The sequence below is a fragment of the Bradyrhizobium sp. Leo78 genome (genome assembly GCF_059512425.1).
In genome coordinates, this window is the sequence record NZ_JCAMOT010000016.1 from 126,487 (window position 1) to 141,767 (window position 15,281).

At 64.9% G+C, this 15,281-nt stretch carries 14 protein-coding genes; 10 read left to right on the top strand and 4 right to left on the bottom strand.

The genetic code is table 11. The features are described from left to right. Nucleotides 1-76: 76 nt before the first annotated feature. Nucleotides 77-718 (bottom strand): TetR/AcrR family transcriptional regulator, encoded by a 642-nt coding sequence (locus AC5ZG1_RS21175; protein ID WP_496133978.1) that lies wholly within the window; start codon nt 716-718, stop codon nt 77-79. A gap of 155 nt (nt 719-873) precedes the next feature. Between AC5ZG1_RS21175 and AC5ZG1_RS21180 the strand changes: the two genes are divergently transcribed. The 3 genes from AC5ZG1_RS21180 to AC5ZG1_RS21190 are packed head-to-tail and all read left to right on the top strand — an operon-like array spanning nt 874 to nt 4,668. Then, nucleotides 874-1,371, top strand: coding sequence for a (2Fe-2S)-binding protein (locus AC5ZG1_RS21180; protein ID WP_456642747.1), 498 nt, complete (start codon nt 874-876; stop codon nt 1,369-1,371). After that, nucleotides 1,368-2,420 carry an FAD binding domain-containing protein gene (locus AC5ZG1_RS21185; RefSeq protein WP_496133979.1) on the top strand — a complete coding sequence of 351 codons (1,053 nt, stop codon included), beginning with the start codon at nt 1,368-1,370 and terminating at the stop codon, nt 2,418-2,420. Before AC5ZG1_RS21180 ends, AC5ZG1_RS21185 begins: the two co-directional genes overlap by 4 nt. Beyond that, complete coding sequence (locus AC5ZG1_RS21190; protein WP_496133980.1) at nt 2,410-4,668, top strand: xanthine dehydrogenase family protein molybdopterin-binding subunit; 2,259 nt, start codon at nt 2,410-2,412, stop codon at nt 4,666-4,668. The genes AC5ZG1_RS21185 and AC5ZG1_RS21190 overlap by 11 nt, the downstream gene beginning before the upstream one ends. Before the next feature lie 11 nt (nt 4,669-4,679). Here the strand turns inward: AC5ZG1_RS21190 and AC5ZG1_RS21195 are convergent, their stop codons facing one another. Then, nucleotides 4,680-5,459, bottom strand: a complete 780-nt coding sequence (locus AC5ZG1_RS21195; protein ID WP_496133981.1) for a crotonase/enoyl-CoA hydratase family protein — start codon at nt 5,457-5,459, stop codon at nt 4,680-4,682. Between the two features lie 139 nt (nt 5,460-5,598). Between AC5ZG1_RS21195 and AC5ZG1_RS21200 the strand changes: the two genes are divergently transcribed. Beyond that, nucleotides 5,599-6,210 carry a TetR/AcrR family transcriptional regulator gene (locus AC5ZG1_RS21200; protein ID WP_496133982.1) on the top strand — a complete coding sequence of 204 codons (612 nt, stop codon included), beginning with the start codon at nt 5,599-5,601 and terminating at the stop codon, nt 6,208-6,210. 190 nt (nt 6,211-6,400) lie between these two features. Here the strand turns inward: AC5ZG1_RS21200 and AC5ZG1_RS21205 are convergent, their stop codons facing one another. Next, complete coding sequence (locus AC5ZG1_RS21205) at nt 6,401-7,990, bottom strand: gamma-glutamyltransferase family protein (RefSeq protein ID WP_496133983.1); 1,590 nt, start codon at nt 7,988-7,990, stop codon at nt 6,401-6,403. Nucleotides 7,991-8,158: 168 nt separating this feature from the next. Beyond that, nucleotides 8,159-8,800 carry an HD domain-containing protein gene (locus tag AC5ZG1_RS21210; RefSeq protein WP_496133984.1) on the bottom strand — a complete coding sequence of 214 codons (642 nt, stop codon included), beginning with the start codon at nt 8,798-8,800 and terminating at the stop codon, nt 8,159-8,161. Nucleotides 8,801-8,982: 182 nt separating this feature from the next. Here AC5ZG1_RS21210 and AC5ZG1_RS21215 point away from each other — a divergent pair, with 182 nt between their 5' ends. From AC5ZG1_RS21215 to mqo, 6 genes are all read left to right on the top strand, one after another. Then, the gene (locus tag AC5ZG1_RS21215; protein WP_496133985.1) at nt 8,983-9,981 is read left to right on the top strand and encodes a GlxA family transcriptional regulator; all 999 of its coding nucleotides are present in this window, start codon (nt 8,983-8,985) and stop codon (nt 9,979-9,981) included. A 176-nt stretch (nt 9,982-10,157) separates the two neighbouring features. Beyond that, on the top strand, nt 10,158-10,664 hold the full coding sequence (locus AC5ZG1_RS21220) for a Dps family protein (RefSeq protein WP_474419438.1): 507 nt from the start codon (nt 10,158-10,160) through the stop codon (nt 10,662-10,664). 54 nt (nt 10,665-10,718) lie between these two features. Then, nucleotides 10,719-11,576: a formate dehydrogenase accessory sulfurtransferase FdhD gene (gene fdhD, locus AC5ZG1_RS21225; RefSeq protein WP_496133986.1), complete on the top strand. Its 858-nt coding sequence runs from the start codon at nt 10,719-10,721 to the stop codon at nt 11,574-11,576. Nucleotides 11,577-11,842: 266 nt separating this feature from the next. Beyond that, the gene (fumC, locus tag AC5ZG1_RS21230; protein WP_496133987.1) at nt 11,843-13,279 is read left to right on the top strand and encodes a class II fumarate hydratase; all 1,437 of its coding nucleotides are present in this window, start codon (nt 11,843-11,845) and stop codon (nt 13,277-13,279) included. Nucleotides 13,280-13,290: 11 nt separating this feature from the next. Continuing rightward, nucleotides 13,291-13,695, top strand: coding sequence for a cupin domain-containing protein (locus tag AC5ZG1_RS21235; protein ID WP_496133988.1), 405 nt, complete (start codon nt 13,291-13,293; stop codon nt 13,693-13,695). 40 nt (nt 13,696-13,735) lie between these two features. Further along, nucleotides 13,736-15,274 carry a malate dehydrogenase (quinone) gene (gene mqo, locus AC5ZG1_RS21240; RefSeq protein WP_496133989.1) on the top strand — a complete coding sequence of 513 codons (1,539 nt, stop codon included), beginning with the start codon at nt 13,736-13,738 and terminating at the stop codon, nt 15,272-15,274. Nucleotides 15,275-15,281 lie beyond the last annotated feature (7 nt).

The following is a 15,281-nucleotide window of genomic DNA, read 5'->3' on the forward strand; positions in this document are numbered from 1 at the left end:
AGCGACGAAGCAATCCATATCTCGGCTTGCGGCGACATGGATTGCTTCGCTGCGCTCGCAATGACGGTGCTTGGAGCTAGCGCTTTCGCTTGACTGCCTTCTTCGCCGGCTTCGGCACCGCCACCGTCGCCTTCCGCGCCGGTTGCAGGCGCAGTCCGTCGATGAACACATCCAACAGCCGCAGCACGGTCGATTGCCAGCCTGCCTGGTCGTGCATGTAGCACAGGCCGATCAGCGCGCGCAGGACGTCCTCGGCGCTGATATCGGCCCGGATCTCGCCGGCGGCGACGGCGCGCGCAAGCAGCGCGGCGATCGCCTTGGTCAGGCGGTCGAGCGAGTAGGCGTGAAGCTCGGGCGAGCCGTGCGCGACCAGCGCCAGCGCCGCCGCCATGCCCTTCTTGGTGGCGACGAATTGCACGTTGGCATGCAGCCAATGCCGCAGCGCTTCGACCGGGTCCGCCTCTTCGTTCAATTGCTCCGCGAGGTCGCCGAGCTGATCCACCTCGCGCCGATACACCGCTTCATACAGTGCTTCGCGCGTCGGAAAGTGACGGTAGAGCGTTCCGATGCCGACGCCGGCGTGCCGCGCGACGGCCTCCAGGCTGGCCTCGGGACCACCAGCGCTGAACACGGCTTTCGCTGCTTCCAGCACGCGCTCCCGGTTGCGCACGGCATCTGCGCGTGGCTTGCGAACTATTCCTGCGAACTGACTGGCCATCAGATTTGTGATCACCCTCCCTTGTAAAACGGAGGATGCCTCCGTATATGCGATGAGTACCCGGCCTGCAAAGGTTCGCCGATCGACACATTGGCGGACGCCGGCGGCGCATTACCACTGTAACAATCCCACCATAGCACTGATCGGAGCCCTGCATGAATTTCTCCATCAGCCTCACCGTGAACGGTGTGCGGCGGGAGATCGAGCTCGACGACCCGCGCGTCACCCTGCTCGATCTCTTGCGCGAACGTCTTGATCTGACCGGCACCAAGAAGGGGTGCGACCGCGGCCAGTGTGGCGCCTGCACCGTCCTGGTCGACGGGCGGCGCATCAATTCCTGCCTCGCTTTGGCGGTGAGCCAGGACGGCGCCGACATCCTCACCATCGAAGGTGTCGCGCATGGCGACCAGCTCCATCCGGTGCAGGCCGCCTTCATCGCGCATGACGCCTTTCAATGCGGCTTCTGCACGCCCGGACAGGTCATGAGCGGAATCGGACTGATCACCGAAGGCCAGGCGGGCGATGATCCCGAGCGCGTGCGCGAAGGCATGAGTGGCAATCTGTGCCGGTGCGGCGCCTATGCCGGCATCACCGAAGCCGTGCTTGAGGCCCAACAAACTCTCGCGAACTCCGAACAGAGGCGCTCCGCATGATGAAGTTCGATTACGTCAGGCCCGCCACCATCGCCGAGGCGGTCGCGGCCGCGTCCGAGAAGGGCGCCACTTATCTTGCTTCCGGCACCAATCTGCTCGACCTCATGAAGGGCGGCGTCTGCCATCCGAGCCGGCTGGTCGACGTCACGCGCCTGCCGGGGCTCGACCGCGTCGAATATCTTGCCGACGGCGGCGTCCGGATCGGCGCGCTGGTCCGCAATGCCGATCTCGCGCATGATGCGGAGTTCGCCCGCGCCTTTCCGTCGGTGGCCGAGGCGCTGCTGTCGGGCGCGTCCGCGCAGCTTCGCAACGCAGCGACTGTCGGCGGCAACGTGCTGCAGCGGACGCGCTGTGCCTATTTCTACGACGCCCCCAGCGCCTGCAACAAACGCTGGCCCGGTGCCGGCTGCGACGCCCGCCATGGCGAAAACCGCCTGCATGCCGTGCTCGGCTGGAGCGAGGCCTGCATCGCCACGCATCCTTCTGATTTCTGCGTTCCGCTGGTTGCGCTCGATGCGGTCGTCGAGATCGAGGGCAAGAGCGGGCGGCGCGAGGTCGCGCTCGAGGCGCTGCACCGCCTGCCCGGCGACACGCCGCAGCGGGAGACTTTGCTCGAGCGCGGTGATCTGATCGTCGCGCTGCGGCTGCCGGCGGAGGCACGCGGCTTTGCCGCGCATGCACGCTATATCAAGGTTCGCGAACGCACCTCCTATGCATTCGCGGTCGTATCGGCCGCCGCGAGCCTGCAGCTGGAGCAAGGTCTGATCCGCGAGGCACGGCTCGCGCTCGGCGGCCTCGCGGCAAAGCCCTGGCGCGCGCGGGCCGCGGAGCAGAGTCTTGCCGGCGTTACGCCCGATGCTGCGGGCTTCCGCGAGGCTGCGCGCATCGCGCTTGCCGATGCAAAGCCGTCTGGCGACAACGCGTTCAAGATCGAACTCGCAGAGCGTATCGTGGTCCGGGCGCTGACGCTCGCCACCGCGGGCACGCCGGCGCGCATTCCCGCGCTTCCCGGCTCTCCCTTCTCATCAGGAGTGCGCCATGTCGCTTGAGCTCACCCGTGATCCTGCCCATCTCAGGCACGGCTCGAATATTGGCCAGCCGCTGACCCGCCGCGACGGCGTCCTGAAGGTCAAGGGCCAGGCCCGCTATGCCGCCGACAATCACCCGGCGGGCATGCTCTATGCCGTGATCGCCGTCTCCACCATCGCGCGCGGCCGCGTGACCTCCCTCGATGTCGATGCCGCCAAGCGCTATCCCGGCGTCGTCGACGTGATGACGCCCTCGCACAAGCCGCCGCTTGCCGAAGATCCGGACGGCAAGCCCAATCCTTTCGCATTCAAGATGGAGCTCCTGCAGAACGACGAGGTGCGCTATGCGAACCAGGCGATCGCGGTCGTGATCGCCGAGACGCTGGAAGCCGCGACCGAAGGCGCGGCACTGCTGTCGCCGCAATATCACATCGAGTCCGCGCGGGTCGGCCTTGATGGTGCCGAGAGCTATGTGCCGCCGGTGGTCGGTATCGGCAATCCGGCCGAGGTCCGGCATGGCGATGTCGATGCTGCGCTCGCCGGTGCATCGAAACGCATCGAGGCGACGTATGAAACGCCCGCGCAGTATCACAATGCGATGGAGCCGCACGCGATGGTCGCGGCCTGGGACGGCGACAAGCTCTCGATCGATACGCCGAGCCAGGGCATGGCGATGGCGCAGATGCGGCTCGGCGGATTGCTCGGCATTCCGCCTGGCAATATTCATATCCGCAGCCCGTTCCTCGGTGGTGGTTTCGGCTCGAAGGGACTGGTCTCCGGGCCACAAGTGCTGGGCATCATGGCGGCCAAGCTGGTGGGACGTCCGGTCAAGCTCGTGCTGCGCCGTGACCAGATGTACGGCCCGGTCGGCCATCGTCCGCCGACCCGGCAGACGCTGCGCATCGGCGCCGACGGCGAAGGTCGCCTGACCGCCATCGATCATCACGCCAAGGTCACGACCAGCACGTTCGATGATTTCTACGAGCCGGCCGCCGACGCCTCGCACACGCTCTATGCAAGCCCCGCGATCAAGACCTCGCATGAAGCGGTGCGCGTCAATACCGGCACGCCACTGTTCATGCGCGCGCCGGGAGAGGCGACCGGCTCGATCGCGCTCGAGAGTGCCATCGACGAGATCGCGGTGGCGTGCGGAATGGACCCGCTCGATTTTCGCCTGAAGAACTACGCCGAGGTCGAGCCGATCTCCGGAAAGCCGTTCTCCTCGAAGGCGCTGCGGCAGTGTTATGCCAAGGGTGCCGAACGCTTCGGTTGGGCAGGGCGTCCGCTCGCGCCGCGGCAGATGCGCGACGATGATGGTTTCCTGGTCGGGTGGGGCATGGGCACCGCGACCTTTCCGGCGCTGATGTTCCAGGCGCAGGCGCGCGCCGTGATCCGCAGCGACGGCTCGGGCGTGATGGAGACCGGCGCGCATGACATGGGGCAGGGCGCGTGGACCGCGCTCGCCCAGATCGCGGCCGACGGACTCGGGCTCGGCATCGACCAGGTCGAATTCAGGTCGGGCACGTCGGATCTGCCGGACGCGGGCATTGCCGGCGGCTCGGCCCATACCGCGACCGCCGGTGCTGCGATCCACAACGCCGGCGCGGCGGTGATCGCAAAGCTCGCCGATCTCGCGACCTCCGACCAGCGCTCGCCGTTGTTCGGTGCCGGCAATGCCGGCGTGATCGCGCGGGAAGGGCGGCTATTCCGCCGAGACGATGAAGCGCGTAGCGAGAGCTATGCCGACATCCTCAAGCGCGCCGGCGTCGCCGAAATCGAAGCCAGCGGTGGCGGCGCGGCAGATCCTGCGGCGCAGTCGAACTATGCCATGCACGCCCATGGCGCTGTTTTCGCGGAGGTGAAGGTCGATCCCGAACTCGGCCAGATCCGCGTCACGCGCCTGGTTGGCGCCTTTGCAGCCGGCCGCATCATCAATCCGCGCCTGGTCCAGAGCCAGCTCTTCGGCGGCATGATCTGGGGCGTATCGTTCGCGCTGCACGAGGAAGCCGTCATGGACCACCGTTCCGGCCGGATCCTGAACGCGAACCTCGCCGAGTACCATATCCCTGTGAATGCCGATGTGCCGTCGCTCGATGTGCTGACGGTCGACGAGCACGATCCGCATGTGAATGCGCTCGGCATCAAGGGCGTCGGCGAGATCGGCGTCACCGGCAGCGCCGGTGCGGTCGCCAATGCGCTCTGGCACGCCACAGGCGTTCGCGTGCGCCGCTTCCCGATCCGGATCGATGATCTCCTGACGCAGCTTTAGGTTCAGCCGCGTCAGCGTCCCTGGAACACCGCAGCCCGCCGTTCGATGAAGGACTGAATGCCTTCGCGGGCGTCGGCGCTGTTCAGGACGCGTTCGCGGATCGACGGGATAAAGGCGATCGCAGCGGCCTCGCCGCCGTCGATATATTTCGCGGCTGCTTCCTTGGTCGCCTGGATGCCGAGCGGCGCGTTGCGCGCGATCGCGGCGGCAAGCTCCATCGCGCGGGCGACCTGCTGGCCCGCTGGCACCACCTCCTGCACCAGGCCGATCTCGCGGGCGCGCCGCGCCGTGAATTCGTCGCACAGGAACAGGTGATACATCGCATTGCCCCATCCGGTGCGCGACAGGAAGCGGAAATGTGCGCCGCCGAGGGGCGCGATTCCGCGCTTTGCCTCCATCTGGCAGAACCGGCTGTCATCAGCGGCAACGACGATGTCGCCCGCCAGCATCAGCTCGATGCCGATCGTGAACACGATGCCTTGTACCGCCGTGACGATCGGTTTCCTGCAACGCTTGGAAAGGCCGAACGCGTCGACATTGCCCTCCTTGATGTTGCGTTTCTCGGCGGTGGGACCGAAGAATTTCGGCATGTCGAGACCGGCGGTGAAATCCTTGCCTTCGGCGCAGATGACGCCGACCCAATAGGTATCGTTGTTGTGCAGCTCGGTGAGCGCGTCGGAAAGCTGCTCCATCATCGCCGGCGAGAAGGCATTCTTCTTGGCCGGGTTGTCGATGACGATCTTGAAGATGTGGTCGTGTGCTTCAGTCCGGATGCTGCCTGGCGTGGTCATAGTTCCTCCCTTTCGTTGTCAGCATTCGTCATCGCGCCACTCTCGCCCGGCCAGCTATGACATTTGACATAGCCGCATATCGGGCTGGCTATGTCAAGTGTCATAGTCTAGTCTGGATCGACGAATCCACGAGGCAAGGATGATTTCCAGTACGAGAGCAAAGATGGTGGCGGGAGCGGCCGACCTCTTGAGCCGCCGTGGCGTCAACGCCACCAGCATGCGCGAGGTGGTCCGCCATACCGGCACGCCGCGCGGCTCGATCAGCCATCATTTTCCGCGCGGCAAGCAGCAATTGATCGAAGATGCGATCGTCTATGCCGGCGCACAGGTGAGCAAGCCGCTGGAGCAGTTCACGCGCGAGCGCGGCACGATCGATGGCTTGCGCGCCTTCATCGCATTGTGGCGAAAAATTCTCGAGCGCAGCAGGTTTCAGGCCGGTTGCCCGGTGCTCGCCGTGGCGGTCGAGCGATATGTCTCCGACGCCATGGACAATGCGGGAGCGCCGGACGAAGCCGCGCAGCGCCACTTGCTCGATCTCGCCGATGGCGTGTTCGCGGACTGGCAGCGGATCATGATCGCCGCGCTGCGCCGCGACGGCGTGACGCCGGCCCGCGCGCGGCGGCTGGCCGCGCTGGTCGTCGCCTCGATCGAGGGCGCGCTCGCGCTGTGCCGCGCCGCCCGCAACGCGCAACCGCTCGACGATGTCAGGCAGGAACTCGAAGCGGTACTGTCGGCGGCGATATCGGCTTGAATTGAGCCGATGAGATGAGATCGAGTTGGTGCTATGCGGGAGGTGCAAAACCTCTCCCCATCGGGGAGAGGTCGGATCGCATCGCAAGATGCGAATCGGGTGATGGGCTCGAGTGCCCATGAGAAACCGTAACCCCTCACCCGGCGCTGCGCGCCGACCTCTCCCGATGGGAGAGGTGAAGAGAGAGACATCAACCTTCCGCCACCGCTTCGCTCCAGACGTGGAACGGCTCCGCGGCGCCGCTGTTGCTGGCGCCGTCGCGCAGCACGACGCTGGGGCAAGCGAATTTCAGCGGCATCGTCTGCATCCGCGCTTCTTCATAGTCGAACCGTGCGCGCAGCGCCTCGCGCGCCGCTGGTGGCAGCCGCGCATCGCCGATCACGATTGCGCCTTCGCTGGCGTCGATCCTCGGCTGATGGATCGCGGCATCGAGGTCCATGCCGAAATCCATCACGAAGGAGAGAAGCTGCGTCACCGCCGGAAGAATCCGCCGGCCACCTGAGGCGCCGACGGCGAGGCGCCGGCCGTCAGCAGCCTGCGCCACGACCGGCGTATAGTTGGTCAGGCAGCGCTTGCCCGGCGCCAGCGAATTCGGCGTGCCCGGCGTCGGATCGAACCACATGATGCCGTTGTTCATGGTGATGCCGGTCTGTGGCGTCACGAATTTGGAGCCGAAGGTCGACAGCAGCGTTTGCGTCACCGCCGCCATGTTGCCATCGCGGTCGACGACGGAGAAATGCGTGGTGCAGGCGGGCGCGACCGCTTCCGCGCCGAGCGAGCGGCGGCCATCGGCATCGCCCATGCCTTGCAGGCGTTCGCGATAGGCGGTCTGCAGCGCCTGTGCGTAAGCCGTGTAGGCGGCGGCCTCCGGGGAGGGCGAGGGTTGGACGCTCTGCTGCAGCAGGCGCAGCGTATGCGCGAGCGTCGGCCCTGCGGTCAGTTCGGGCGTCGCATAGACGTAGCCGCCGCGATAGGGGATGCGCAGCGGCTCGCGCACATGGGCGCGGAACGCAGCCAGATCCTCGACCGATAGCGCGCCGCCGCTCTCCCGGATGTCGGCGGCGATGCTGCGCGCCAGGCCGCCCTCATAGAAGTCGCGCGGTCCTTCGGCCGCGAGCTGCGCCATGGTTGCCTTCAGCCGGTCCTGCGATAGCCGCACTACCGACTTGATGCCCCATTGCGCGTTCGGCGGCAGGCCGTCCTGCAGATAGGCGGTCGCACTCGCCGGATAGCGGCGGAGGTCGGCGGCTGAGCTTGCGATCATCAGCGTGGTCCACCAGTCGACCAGCAGGCCTTCGCTGGCGAGATCGACGCTCGGTTTGAGCAAATCCTTCCACGGCAATTTGGCATGGCGGCGATGCGCCTCCTCCATGCCTGCCACCACGCCGGGCACCGCGACCGAGCCGGGGCCATGCAGGTTGCGGTCGTCCTTCACCCGCGCCCAGGGAAACAGGTCGGAAGCGGTGCCGTCGCCGGTCAGCGGATAGTCCTCGATGCGAAGGCTGTTCGGAGCCCGCATGCCGTAGTCGATCACCTCATAGCGGTTTTCGCGGGCGCGGTAGAGCACCATGGCGCCGCCGCCGCCGATCCCGCTCATCCAGGGCTCCACCACGCCGAGCGCAAAGGTGGTCGCGACCACGGCATCGACGCAATCGCCGCCCGCCGCCAGCACGGCTGCACCGATCTCGGCAGCCCTTCGCGATTGCGCGGCGACGATGCCGCCCTTGGAGGTGACGGCCGGTTTGCGGATCTGCTGGGTGTTGGAGAACTGATCGGACATTGCGGTGTTCAGGCCTTCTCGGAGGGAGGGATCGAGGAGGCCTAGCATGCCGGCCAGCGCAGGGTTAGGCAACCAGCCGCCAGATCGGAGGTTCAGGGCGAATCCGCATAGGTGGTGAACTGTCAATCCTTCTCGGTTCGATCGGCTCGCATCGAGGAGATGCCTTCGTTATTCCGGCCATTTCGAGTTCAGGATGACGTCGCAGAAATTGATCCGGTGGTAGGTCGGGTCGCGCAGCGCCAGCACGTCCGCCTTGACGTTGCCGAAAGTCGTCTGCGGCTTCTTGATCGTGCCGGCCGCAAACGCATCGATGATGCCGTTCTTGAAGTCGTGGCCGCGCGGATGGTGGGCGCAGACCTCATGGCGCTGTGCGGCGGTGAAGGAGTCGAATTCCAGGCCCAGCACATCCATCTCGACGCCGGCCGTCACCAGCGCCACCACCGGCCGCTTGTGCTGCGGGATGCCTGGCGTGGTGTGCAGCGCGATCGCGTCCCAGACGTCCTCGACGTCGCGCTCATTGATGCGATGGGCGCGGAGGAAGCTTGCGGCGGCATTGGCGCCGTCGACCTCGAAACGCTCGCTTGTGCTGGCATAGGGTGCCTGCAAGCCCATGTCGTGGAACATCGCACCGACATAGAGCAGTTCATGATCGACCTTCAGCCCGCGGCGCTGCCCGGCCAGCGCGCCGAACAGGAAGACGCGATTGGAATGGTGGTAGAGCAGTTCGGATTCGGTGTCGCGAACCAGTTCGTCGATCTCGCGCGCCAGCTTGCTGTCGGGAACGGTGATACCGGCAATGACCCTGGTCATGATCTGATGTCCTTATGGTCTTGGTGAATAGCTCACCTGACAATTGACGCTTTACGTTGGCGCGAACAACGCCGCCGATCCCTGCGAAACCGTCAAAACACCATGCTTTTCTGCCGATGGCGTTCGTGCAAGAAGCCGCTGGCTGAAATGCATGGCCGGCTGGCAGGATTCCATGCATAGTCATGGCGCGCATCCACGCGCAGCAACTGGATTGTTGGTCGATGAAGGCGGTCGCGCTGGCGATCTTTCCGGGAGTGCAGGCGCTCGATGTCGCTGGCCCGCTTGACGTGTTCGCCGAGACTAACGCGTTCGTCGGAACGGATCGCGGCTACGTCCTCACGCTGATCGGTGCCGAACGGCAGCCGTACCGCGCGTCGAACGGGATGTCGATCACGCCGGAGATGACGTTTGCCGATGCGGAGCAGGCGTTCGATCTCGCGCTGGTCGCCGGCGGACCGGCGCTTCCGACCACGCCGCCGGATCCGCGGCTTGTCGACTGGCTGGGCGAGAGCGCCTCGCGCTGTCAGCAATATGGCTCGATCTGCACCGGTGCGTTCGCGCTCGGCCATGCCGGCCTGATCGACGGCAAGACGGTGACGACGCATTGGCAGAATGCGCCTAGTCTTGCCCGCCAGTTCCCGAAGGCGAAGGTCGAGTTCGATCGCATCTATCTCCGCGACGGGCCGCTGCTCACCTCGGCCGGCGTCACGGCAGGAATCGATCTCGCGCTCGCGATCGTGCAGGATGATCACGGGCCGGAAGTCGCTCTCGCGGTCGCCAAGCGGCTCGTCGTGGTGGCGCAGCGGCAGGGCGGGCAATCCCAGTTCAGTCCCTATCTCGTGCCGCCGGCCGAGAAGGATTCGCCGATCGCGCGCGTCCATACTCATGTGATGGCGCATTTGCGTGAGCGGAACGGTGTTGAGGTGCTGGCGCAGGTCGCCGGAATGAGCGCACGCAGTTTTGCGCGCGCGTTCAAGCGCGAGACCAATGTGACGCCGGCCGAATTCGTCGAAAGCGCGCGCGTCGATGCCGCGCGCAACCGCCTCGAAGGCTCCGACCTTGCGCTGAAAGTGGTCGCGCATGAAAGCGGCTTTGGCAGCGCCGAGCATATGCGCGTCGTGTTCGTCAAGCGCCTCGGGATCACGCCGAGCCAGTACCGCGCAAGCTTTCGCAAAGTCTGACCCGCCCCGTTCTGCGCGGGTTTCGCAGCCAATTCGGAAGAATGTCCCGAAATCCGTGCGAATCCGAAAGAGTCCGCAGGCTCTGGAAAGATAGGCTCCGCGATGCACGGTATCGCAACCGTCAGGCACGGCCCGGAAACGCTGCGGCCGCCGACCAAGAAACAAGGATGGCACGAATGCTCAAGTCCACGCGCCCCGAATTGCAGAGCCCGACCGACCTCAACGCCGAGGCGACACGCGATATCTCAGCGGCGCTCAGCGGCCTGCTGGCCGACGTGTTTGCGCTCTACGTCAAGACCAAGAACTTCCATTGGCATATGTCGGGCAGGCACTTCCGCGACTACCATCTTCTGCTCGACGAGCAATCCGACCAGATCTTCGCGATGACCGATCCGATCGCCGAGCGCGCGCGCAAGATCGGCGGCACCACGATCCGCTCGATCGGTCAGATCGCACGCCAGCAGCGCATCCTCGACAACGACGCCGACTATGTCGATCCGCAGGACATGCTGGCTGAACTGGGCAGCGACAACCAACAGCTCACGCGGGAGATGCGCCAGGTTCACAATGTCTGTGACGAATATGGCGACGTCGCCACCGCGAGCCTGCTGGAAAACTGGATCGACGAGACCGAGCGCCGGACCTGGTTCCTCTACGAGGCGACGCGGAACAGGAACTCCTGACCTGAGCCGTGTAGCCCGCCGCGCATTCGACGCCGAACCCGAGCTGAGGTGATCATGGCCGCCGATGGTGCTTTCATCGAACGAACCGGCCTGAACTGGCGGGGCGGCCGCGCGAGCTCTTCGTCACGAGCGGTGGCGGAAGAGACCGCCATCGCGCTGACCTTCGACGGATCGACCTATGCCGTGATGATGGCGACGCCCGCCGATCTGAAGGATTTCGGCGTCGGCTTCGCCGTGACGGAGGGCATCGTTGCCCGCACCGAGGAGATCAGGAGTCTCGATCTGATCGAGACTGATCTCGGCATCGAGGTCCGGATCTGGCTTGCAGAAAATCGGACCGCGGCCTTGTTCGCGCGGCGCCGTGCCTCGGTGGGCCCCGTCGGTTGCGGTCTTTGCGGCATCGAAAGCCTGGTGGAGGCGAGGCGCGCGGTTCCCAGGGTGAAGAAGGGCGCGACGTTCGATGCCCGCGATCTCCTGGAAGCCATGGGTGCGCTTCCCTCGCTGCAGGACCTCAACCAGAAAACCCGCGCCGTGCATGCGGCCGGTTTCTGGCAGGCCGATGGCGGCGTCGGCCCGGTGCGCGAGGATGTCGGCCGCCACAACGCGCTCGACAAGCTCGCCGGCGCACTGATCCGCCACAACAGGTCGGTCTCGAACGGCGCCATTCTGCTCACGAGCCGCATGTCGGTCGAGATGGTGCAGAAGACTGCCATGATCGGCGCGCCCGTCATCGTCGCCGTTTCCGCGCCGACGACGCTCGCGATCAAGACCGCTGACGAAGCGGGGATCACCTTGATCGCCATTGCGCGCGACGACGGCTACGAAGTGTTCACGCATCCCGACCGTGTTGTCTTCGCGCCGGGAATGCGTCGCCGTTCCGTTGAGACAGGTGATGGCTTTGCGACGGCGTGAGTGCTTTCGCGGCCTCGGCCAAAGTGAACATTATCGGCGATAGCGGCAAACGTAGCCGTTTGTACTGATGTGCTTGTGCGCGGCCTTCCGCGCTGGCGCGTCGTTCTTGCTCGTGACGACGGAAATTCGCGAAAATTGTCGCAGCGCAGTGCTGACATGCAATTCCGTAAAAGACGTTCGTTTCAGGAAGCCTGTACGCGACCCCGCACGTAGCCTTGCCGCAACGCCGATGCTTGCTTTCGAACCGCGCGTAAAGAGAGGCGACCATGAGTGACTTCCGCAAGGAAACCGACAGTCTTGGTGAAGTCGAAGTCCCCGCCGATAAGCTCTGGGGCGCCCAGACCCAGCGTTCGCTCGAGCACTTCAGCATCGGCAAGGACCTGATGCCGCGCGAGATGATCCATTCCTACGCGATCCTGAAGAAGGCGGCCGCGAACGCCAACCATGCCGGCAAGCGGCTCGATGCCAAGGTCCACAAGCTGATCGTCCATGTCTGCGACGAAATCCTGCAGGGCCAGCATCACGACATGTTTCCGCTGCACGTCTGGATGACCGGCAGCGGCACGCAATTCAACATGAACGTCAACGAGGTGATCTCGAACCGATGCTGCCAGCTCGCAGGCACGCCGCTCGGCAGCAAGCATCCGGTTCATCCGAACGATCACGTCAACATGTCGCAATCCTCGAACGACAGTTTTCCTTCCGCCATGTATATCGCGGCCGCCGTCAACGTGACGCAACGCCTTATTCCGGCGGTGAAGGCCCTGCACGACGCGATCGATGCCAAAGCCAAACAGTGGGACGACGTGGTCAAGATCGGCCGCACCCACATGCAGGATGCGACGCCGCTGACGCTCGGCCAGGAATGGTCGGGCTATGCCGGCATGCTCGCCGATGACCTTGCGCGGATCGAGGACGCGCTCAAGGGCGTGTTCCGGCTGGCGCTTGGCGGCACTGCCGTGGGCACCGGCATCAATGCCGCGCCGGGCTTTGCCGAGGCCGTCGCCGCCGAGATCGCGCGCCTGAGCGGGTTGCCGTTCGTCAGTGCGCCCAACAAGTTCACCGTGCAGGGCGCGCATGATGCGCTGGTGCAGCTTTCCGGCACGCTGCGCACGCTTGCGGTGTCGCTCTACAAGATCGGCAACGACATCCGCCTGATGTCCTGCGGCCCGCGCGCCGGCTTTGCCGAACTGATGATCCCAGAGAATGAACCAGGCTCCTCGATCATGCCGGGCAAGGTCAACCCGACCCAGGCCGAAGCACTGACGATGATCGCGGTGCAGGTGATGGCGAACGATGTCGCGGTCGGCTTCGGCGGCGCCAGCGGCTATCTGGAGATGAACGTCTACAAGCCGCTGATGATCCACAACATCGCCCAGTCGATCACGATCCTGACCGACGGCTGCACGAATTTCCGCAAGTTCCTGGTCGAGGGCACCAAGCCCAACGAGAAAAAGATCAAGGAATATGTCGAACGCTCGCTGATGCTGGTCACCGCGCTCGCGCCTGTGATCGGCTACGACAAGGCGTCGGCGATCGCGCACTACGCGATGGACAACGATCTCACGCTGAAGGCGGCAGCGCTGAAGCTCGGCTTCGTCAGCGAGCCGGAATTCGACCGCGTCGTCGATCCCGCCAAGATGGTCAAGCCCTATGTGGCCCAAGGCAACGCGCCGGTCAAAGCCGGCACACCGACGAGCTGAAGGAGCACAGCATGATCAGATGCGTCAGGTTATGGACCGGTGAGGACAACAATTCGCATTTCGAGGATGGGCTCATCGAGCTCGAGCCGGGCCAGCGCGGCGATTGGCTCAGCAGCAAGGCCGACGCCGTCACCATCTCCTTCCAGGAGACGGCATCGGGCGGCGCGTTCGCCTGGCACACCGCGCCGATCCGCCAATTGGTGATCACGCTCTCCGGGACGCTGGAGTTCCAGACCCGCGATGGCGAGCACTTCCTGCTGCATCCCGGCGACATCCTGCTGGCGGAAGACACTGCCGGCTCCGGACATAGCTGGAAACTGACCGACAATTCATCCTGGCGCCGCGCCTATGTGGTGCTGCGGCCCGGTGCGCATGTGCCGTTCCGCTCCAAGGAGCAGCAGCCCGCCTCGGCGTGAGTCGTTCAGGACAGCGATATCAACCCGGAAGGAGATATCCATGCAGAGCACCCCCACTGGTGAACCGGACGTCGTCCTCATCGGCGCAGGTATCATGAGCGCTACGGTAGGCGTTTTCCTCAAGGAACTGGAGCCGCAACTCACCATCTCGATGTTCGAGGTCTTGGAGGATTGCGGGCTGGAAAGCTCGGACGCCTGGAACAATGCCGGCACCGGGCACGCCGCCAATTGCGAGATGAACTACACGCCGGAGCGGCCCGACGGCAGCGTCGACATTTCCAAAGCGCTGCAGGTCAATGTCGAATTCGATCTGACGCGGCAGTTCTGGTCCTTTCTTGTCGGCAAGGGCGCGATCTCGGATCCGCGCACCTTCATCCATCCGGTGCCGCATATGAGCTTCGTGTCCGGCGCCGACAATGTCGAGTTCCTCAGGAGGCGGTTCAAGGCGATGTCGGCCCATCATTGCTATGAGGGCATGGAGTACACCGAGGATCCGAAGCAGATCGCCGACTGGGTGCCGCTGGTGATGGAAGGCCGTAGTGGCGACGATCCGGTCGCTGCAACGCGGATCATCACCGGCACCGATGTCGACTACGGCTCGCTGACCCATCATCTGGTTCATCATCTCGTCAGCCAGCCCGGCTGCGCCGTCCATTACAAGAGCGTCGTCACTGATCTCGTTCGCGATCAGGATGGTCGCTGGCGGATCGAGGTTCGCGATACCGACACCGGCGAGAAACGGACAGTCAAGACAAAGTTCGTGTTCATCGGCGCCGGCGGCGGTGCGCTGCCGCTGTTGCAGAAATCCGGCATTCCGGAAGGGAATGGCTATGGCGGCTTTCCCGTCTCGGGAATCTGGCTGCGCTGCGACGATCCCGCGGTCAATAAGCGTCACCACGCCAAGGTCTATGGCAAGGCTGCGGTCGGCTCGCCGCCGATGTCGGTGCCGCATCTCGACACCCGCGTCATCGGCGGGCAGCACTCGCTGTTGTTCGGGCCTTATGCCGGCTTCTCCAGCAAGTTCCTCAAGCACGGCTCGCGGCTTGATTTACTCGAGTCGATCCGGCCCGCCAACATCGAACCGCTGCTTGCGGTGGCGCGCGACAATTTCGACCTGACCGAATATCTGATCGGGCAGGTGCTGCAGTCCGAGAGCCATCGGCTGGCGACGCTCGACCAGTATTATCCGAACGCTGACCCCAAGGACTGGCGGCTGCAGGTCGCAGGCCAGCGCGTCCAGATCATCAAGCCCGACGTCAAGCGCGGCGGACTGCTCGAATTCGGCACCGAACTGGTCGGCGCCGCTGACCATTCGCTGGTCGCGCTGCTGGGCGCGTCGCCGGGCGCCTCGACCGCGGCCTTCATCGCCATCAGCGTGCTGGAGAAGTGCTTTGCCGGCGAGCTCACGGCGAACGCCTGGCTGCCCAAGCTGAAAGAAATCATCCCCTCCTACGGCATATCGCTGATCGATGATGCGGATTTCTGCCGGCGCATCCGTGCGACCACCGCGAAAATTCTGAAGGTCGACAACATTCCACCGCCGGCCGCCACGCCGACCTCGGCAGCGCAACGGGCTTGAGAAGGCA

Bases quoted from the DNA above. Each gene is read 5' to 3' on its own strand.
- AC5ZG1_RS21175 (WP_496133978.1), bottom strand. From the start codon at position 718: ATGGCCAGTCAGTTCGCAGGAATAGTTCGCAAGCCACGCGCAGATGCC.
- AC5ZG1_RS21180 (WP_456642747.1), top strand. From the start codon at position 874: ATGAATTTCTCCATCAGCCTCACCGTGAACGGTGTGCGGCGGGAGATC.
- AC5ZG1_RS21185 (WP_496133979.1), top strand. From the start codon at position 1,368: ATGATGAAGTTCGATTACGTCAGGCCCGCCACCATCGCCGAGGCGGTC.
- AC5ZG1_RS21190 (WP_496133980.1), top strand. From the start codon at position 2,410: ATGTCGCTTGAGCTCACCCGTGATCCTGCCCATCTCAGGCACGGCTCG.
- AC5ZG1_RS21195 (WP_496133981.1), bottom strand. From the start codon at position 5,459: ATGACCACGCCAGGCAGCATCCGGACTGAAGCACACGACCACATCTTC.
- AC5ZG1_RS21200 (WP_496133982.1), top strand. From the start codon at position 5,599: ATGATTTCCAGTACGAGAGCAAAGATGGTGGCGGGAGCGGCCGACCTC.
- AC5ZG1_RS21205 (WP_496133983.1), bottom strand. From the start codon at position 7,990: ATGTCCGATCAGTTCTCCAACACCCAGCAGATCCGCAAACCGGCCGTC.
- AC5ZG1_RS21210 (WP_496133984.1), bottom strand. From the start codon at position 8,800: ATGACCAGGGTCATTGCCGGTATCACCGTTCCCGACAGCAAGCTGGCG.
- AC5ZG1_RS21215 (WP_496133985.1), top strand. From the start codon at position 8,983: ATGGCGCGCATCCACGCGCAGCAACTGGATTGTTGGTCGATGAAGGCG.
- AC5ZG1_RS21220 (WP_474419438.1), top strand. From the start codon at position 10,158: ATGCTCAAGTCCACGCGCCCCGAATTGCAGAGCCCGACCGACCTCAAC.
- fdhD (WP_496133986.1), top strand. From the start codon at position 10,719: ATGGCCGCCGATGGTGCTTTCATCGAACGAACCGGCCTGAACTGGCGG.
- fumC (WP_496133987.1), top strand. From the start codon at position 11,843: ATGAGTGACTTCCGCAAGGAAACCGACAGTCTTGGTGAAGTCGAAGTC.
- AC5ZG1_RS21235 (WP_496133988.1), top strand. From the start codon at position 13,291: ATGATCAGATGCGTCAGGTTATGGACCGGTGAGGACAACAATTCGCAT.
- mqo (WP_496133989.1), top strand. From the start codon at position 13,736: ATGCAGAGCACCCCCACTGGTGAACCGGACGTCGTCCTCATCGGCGCA.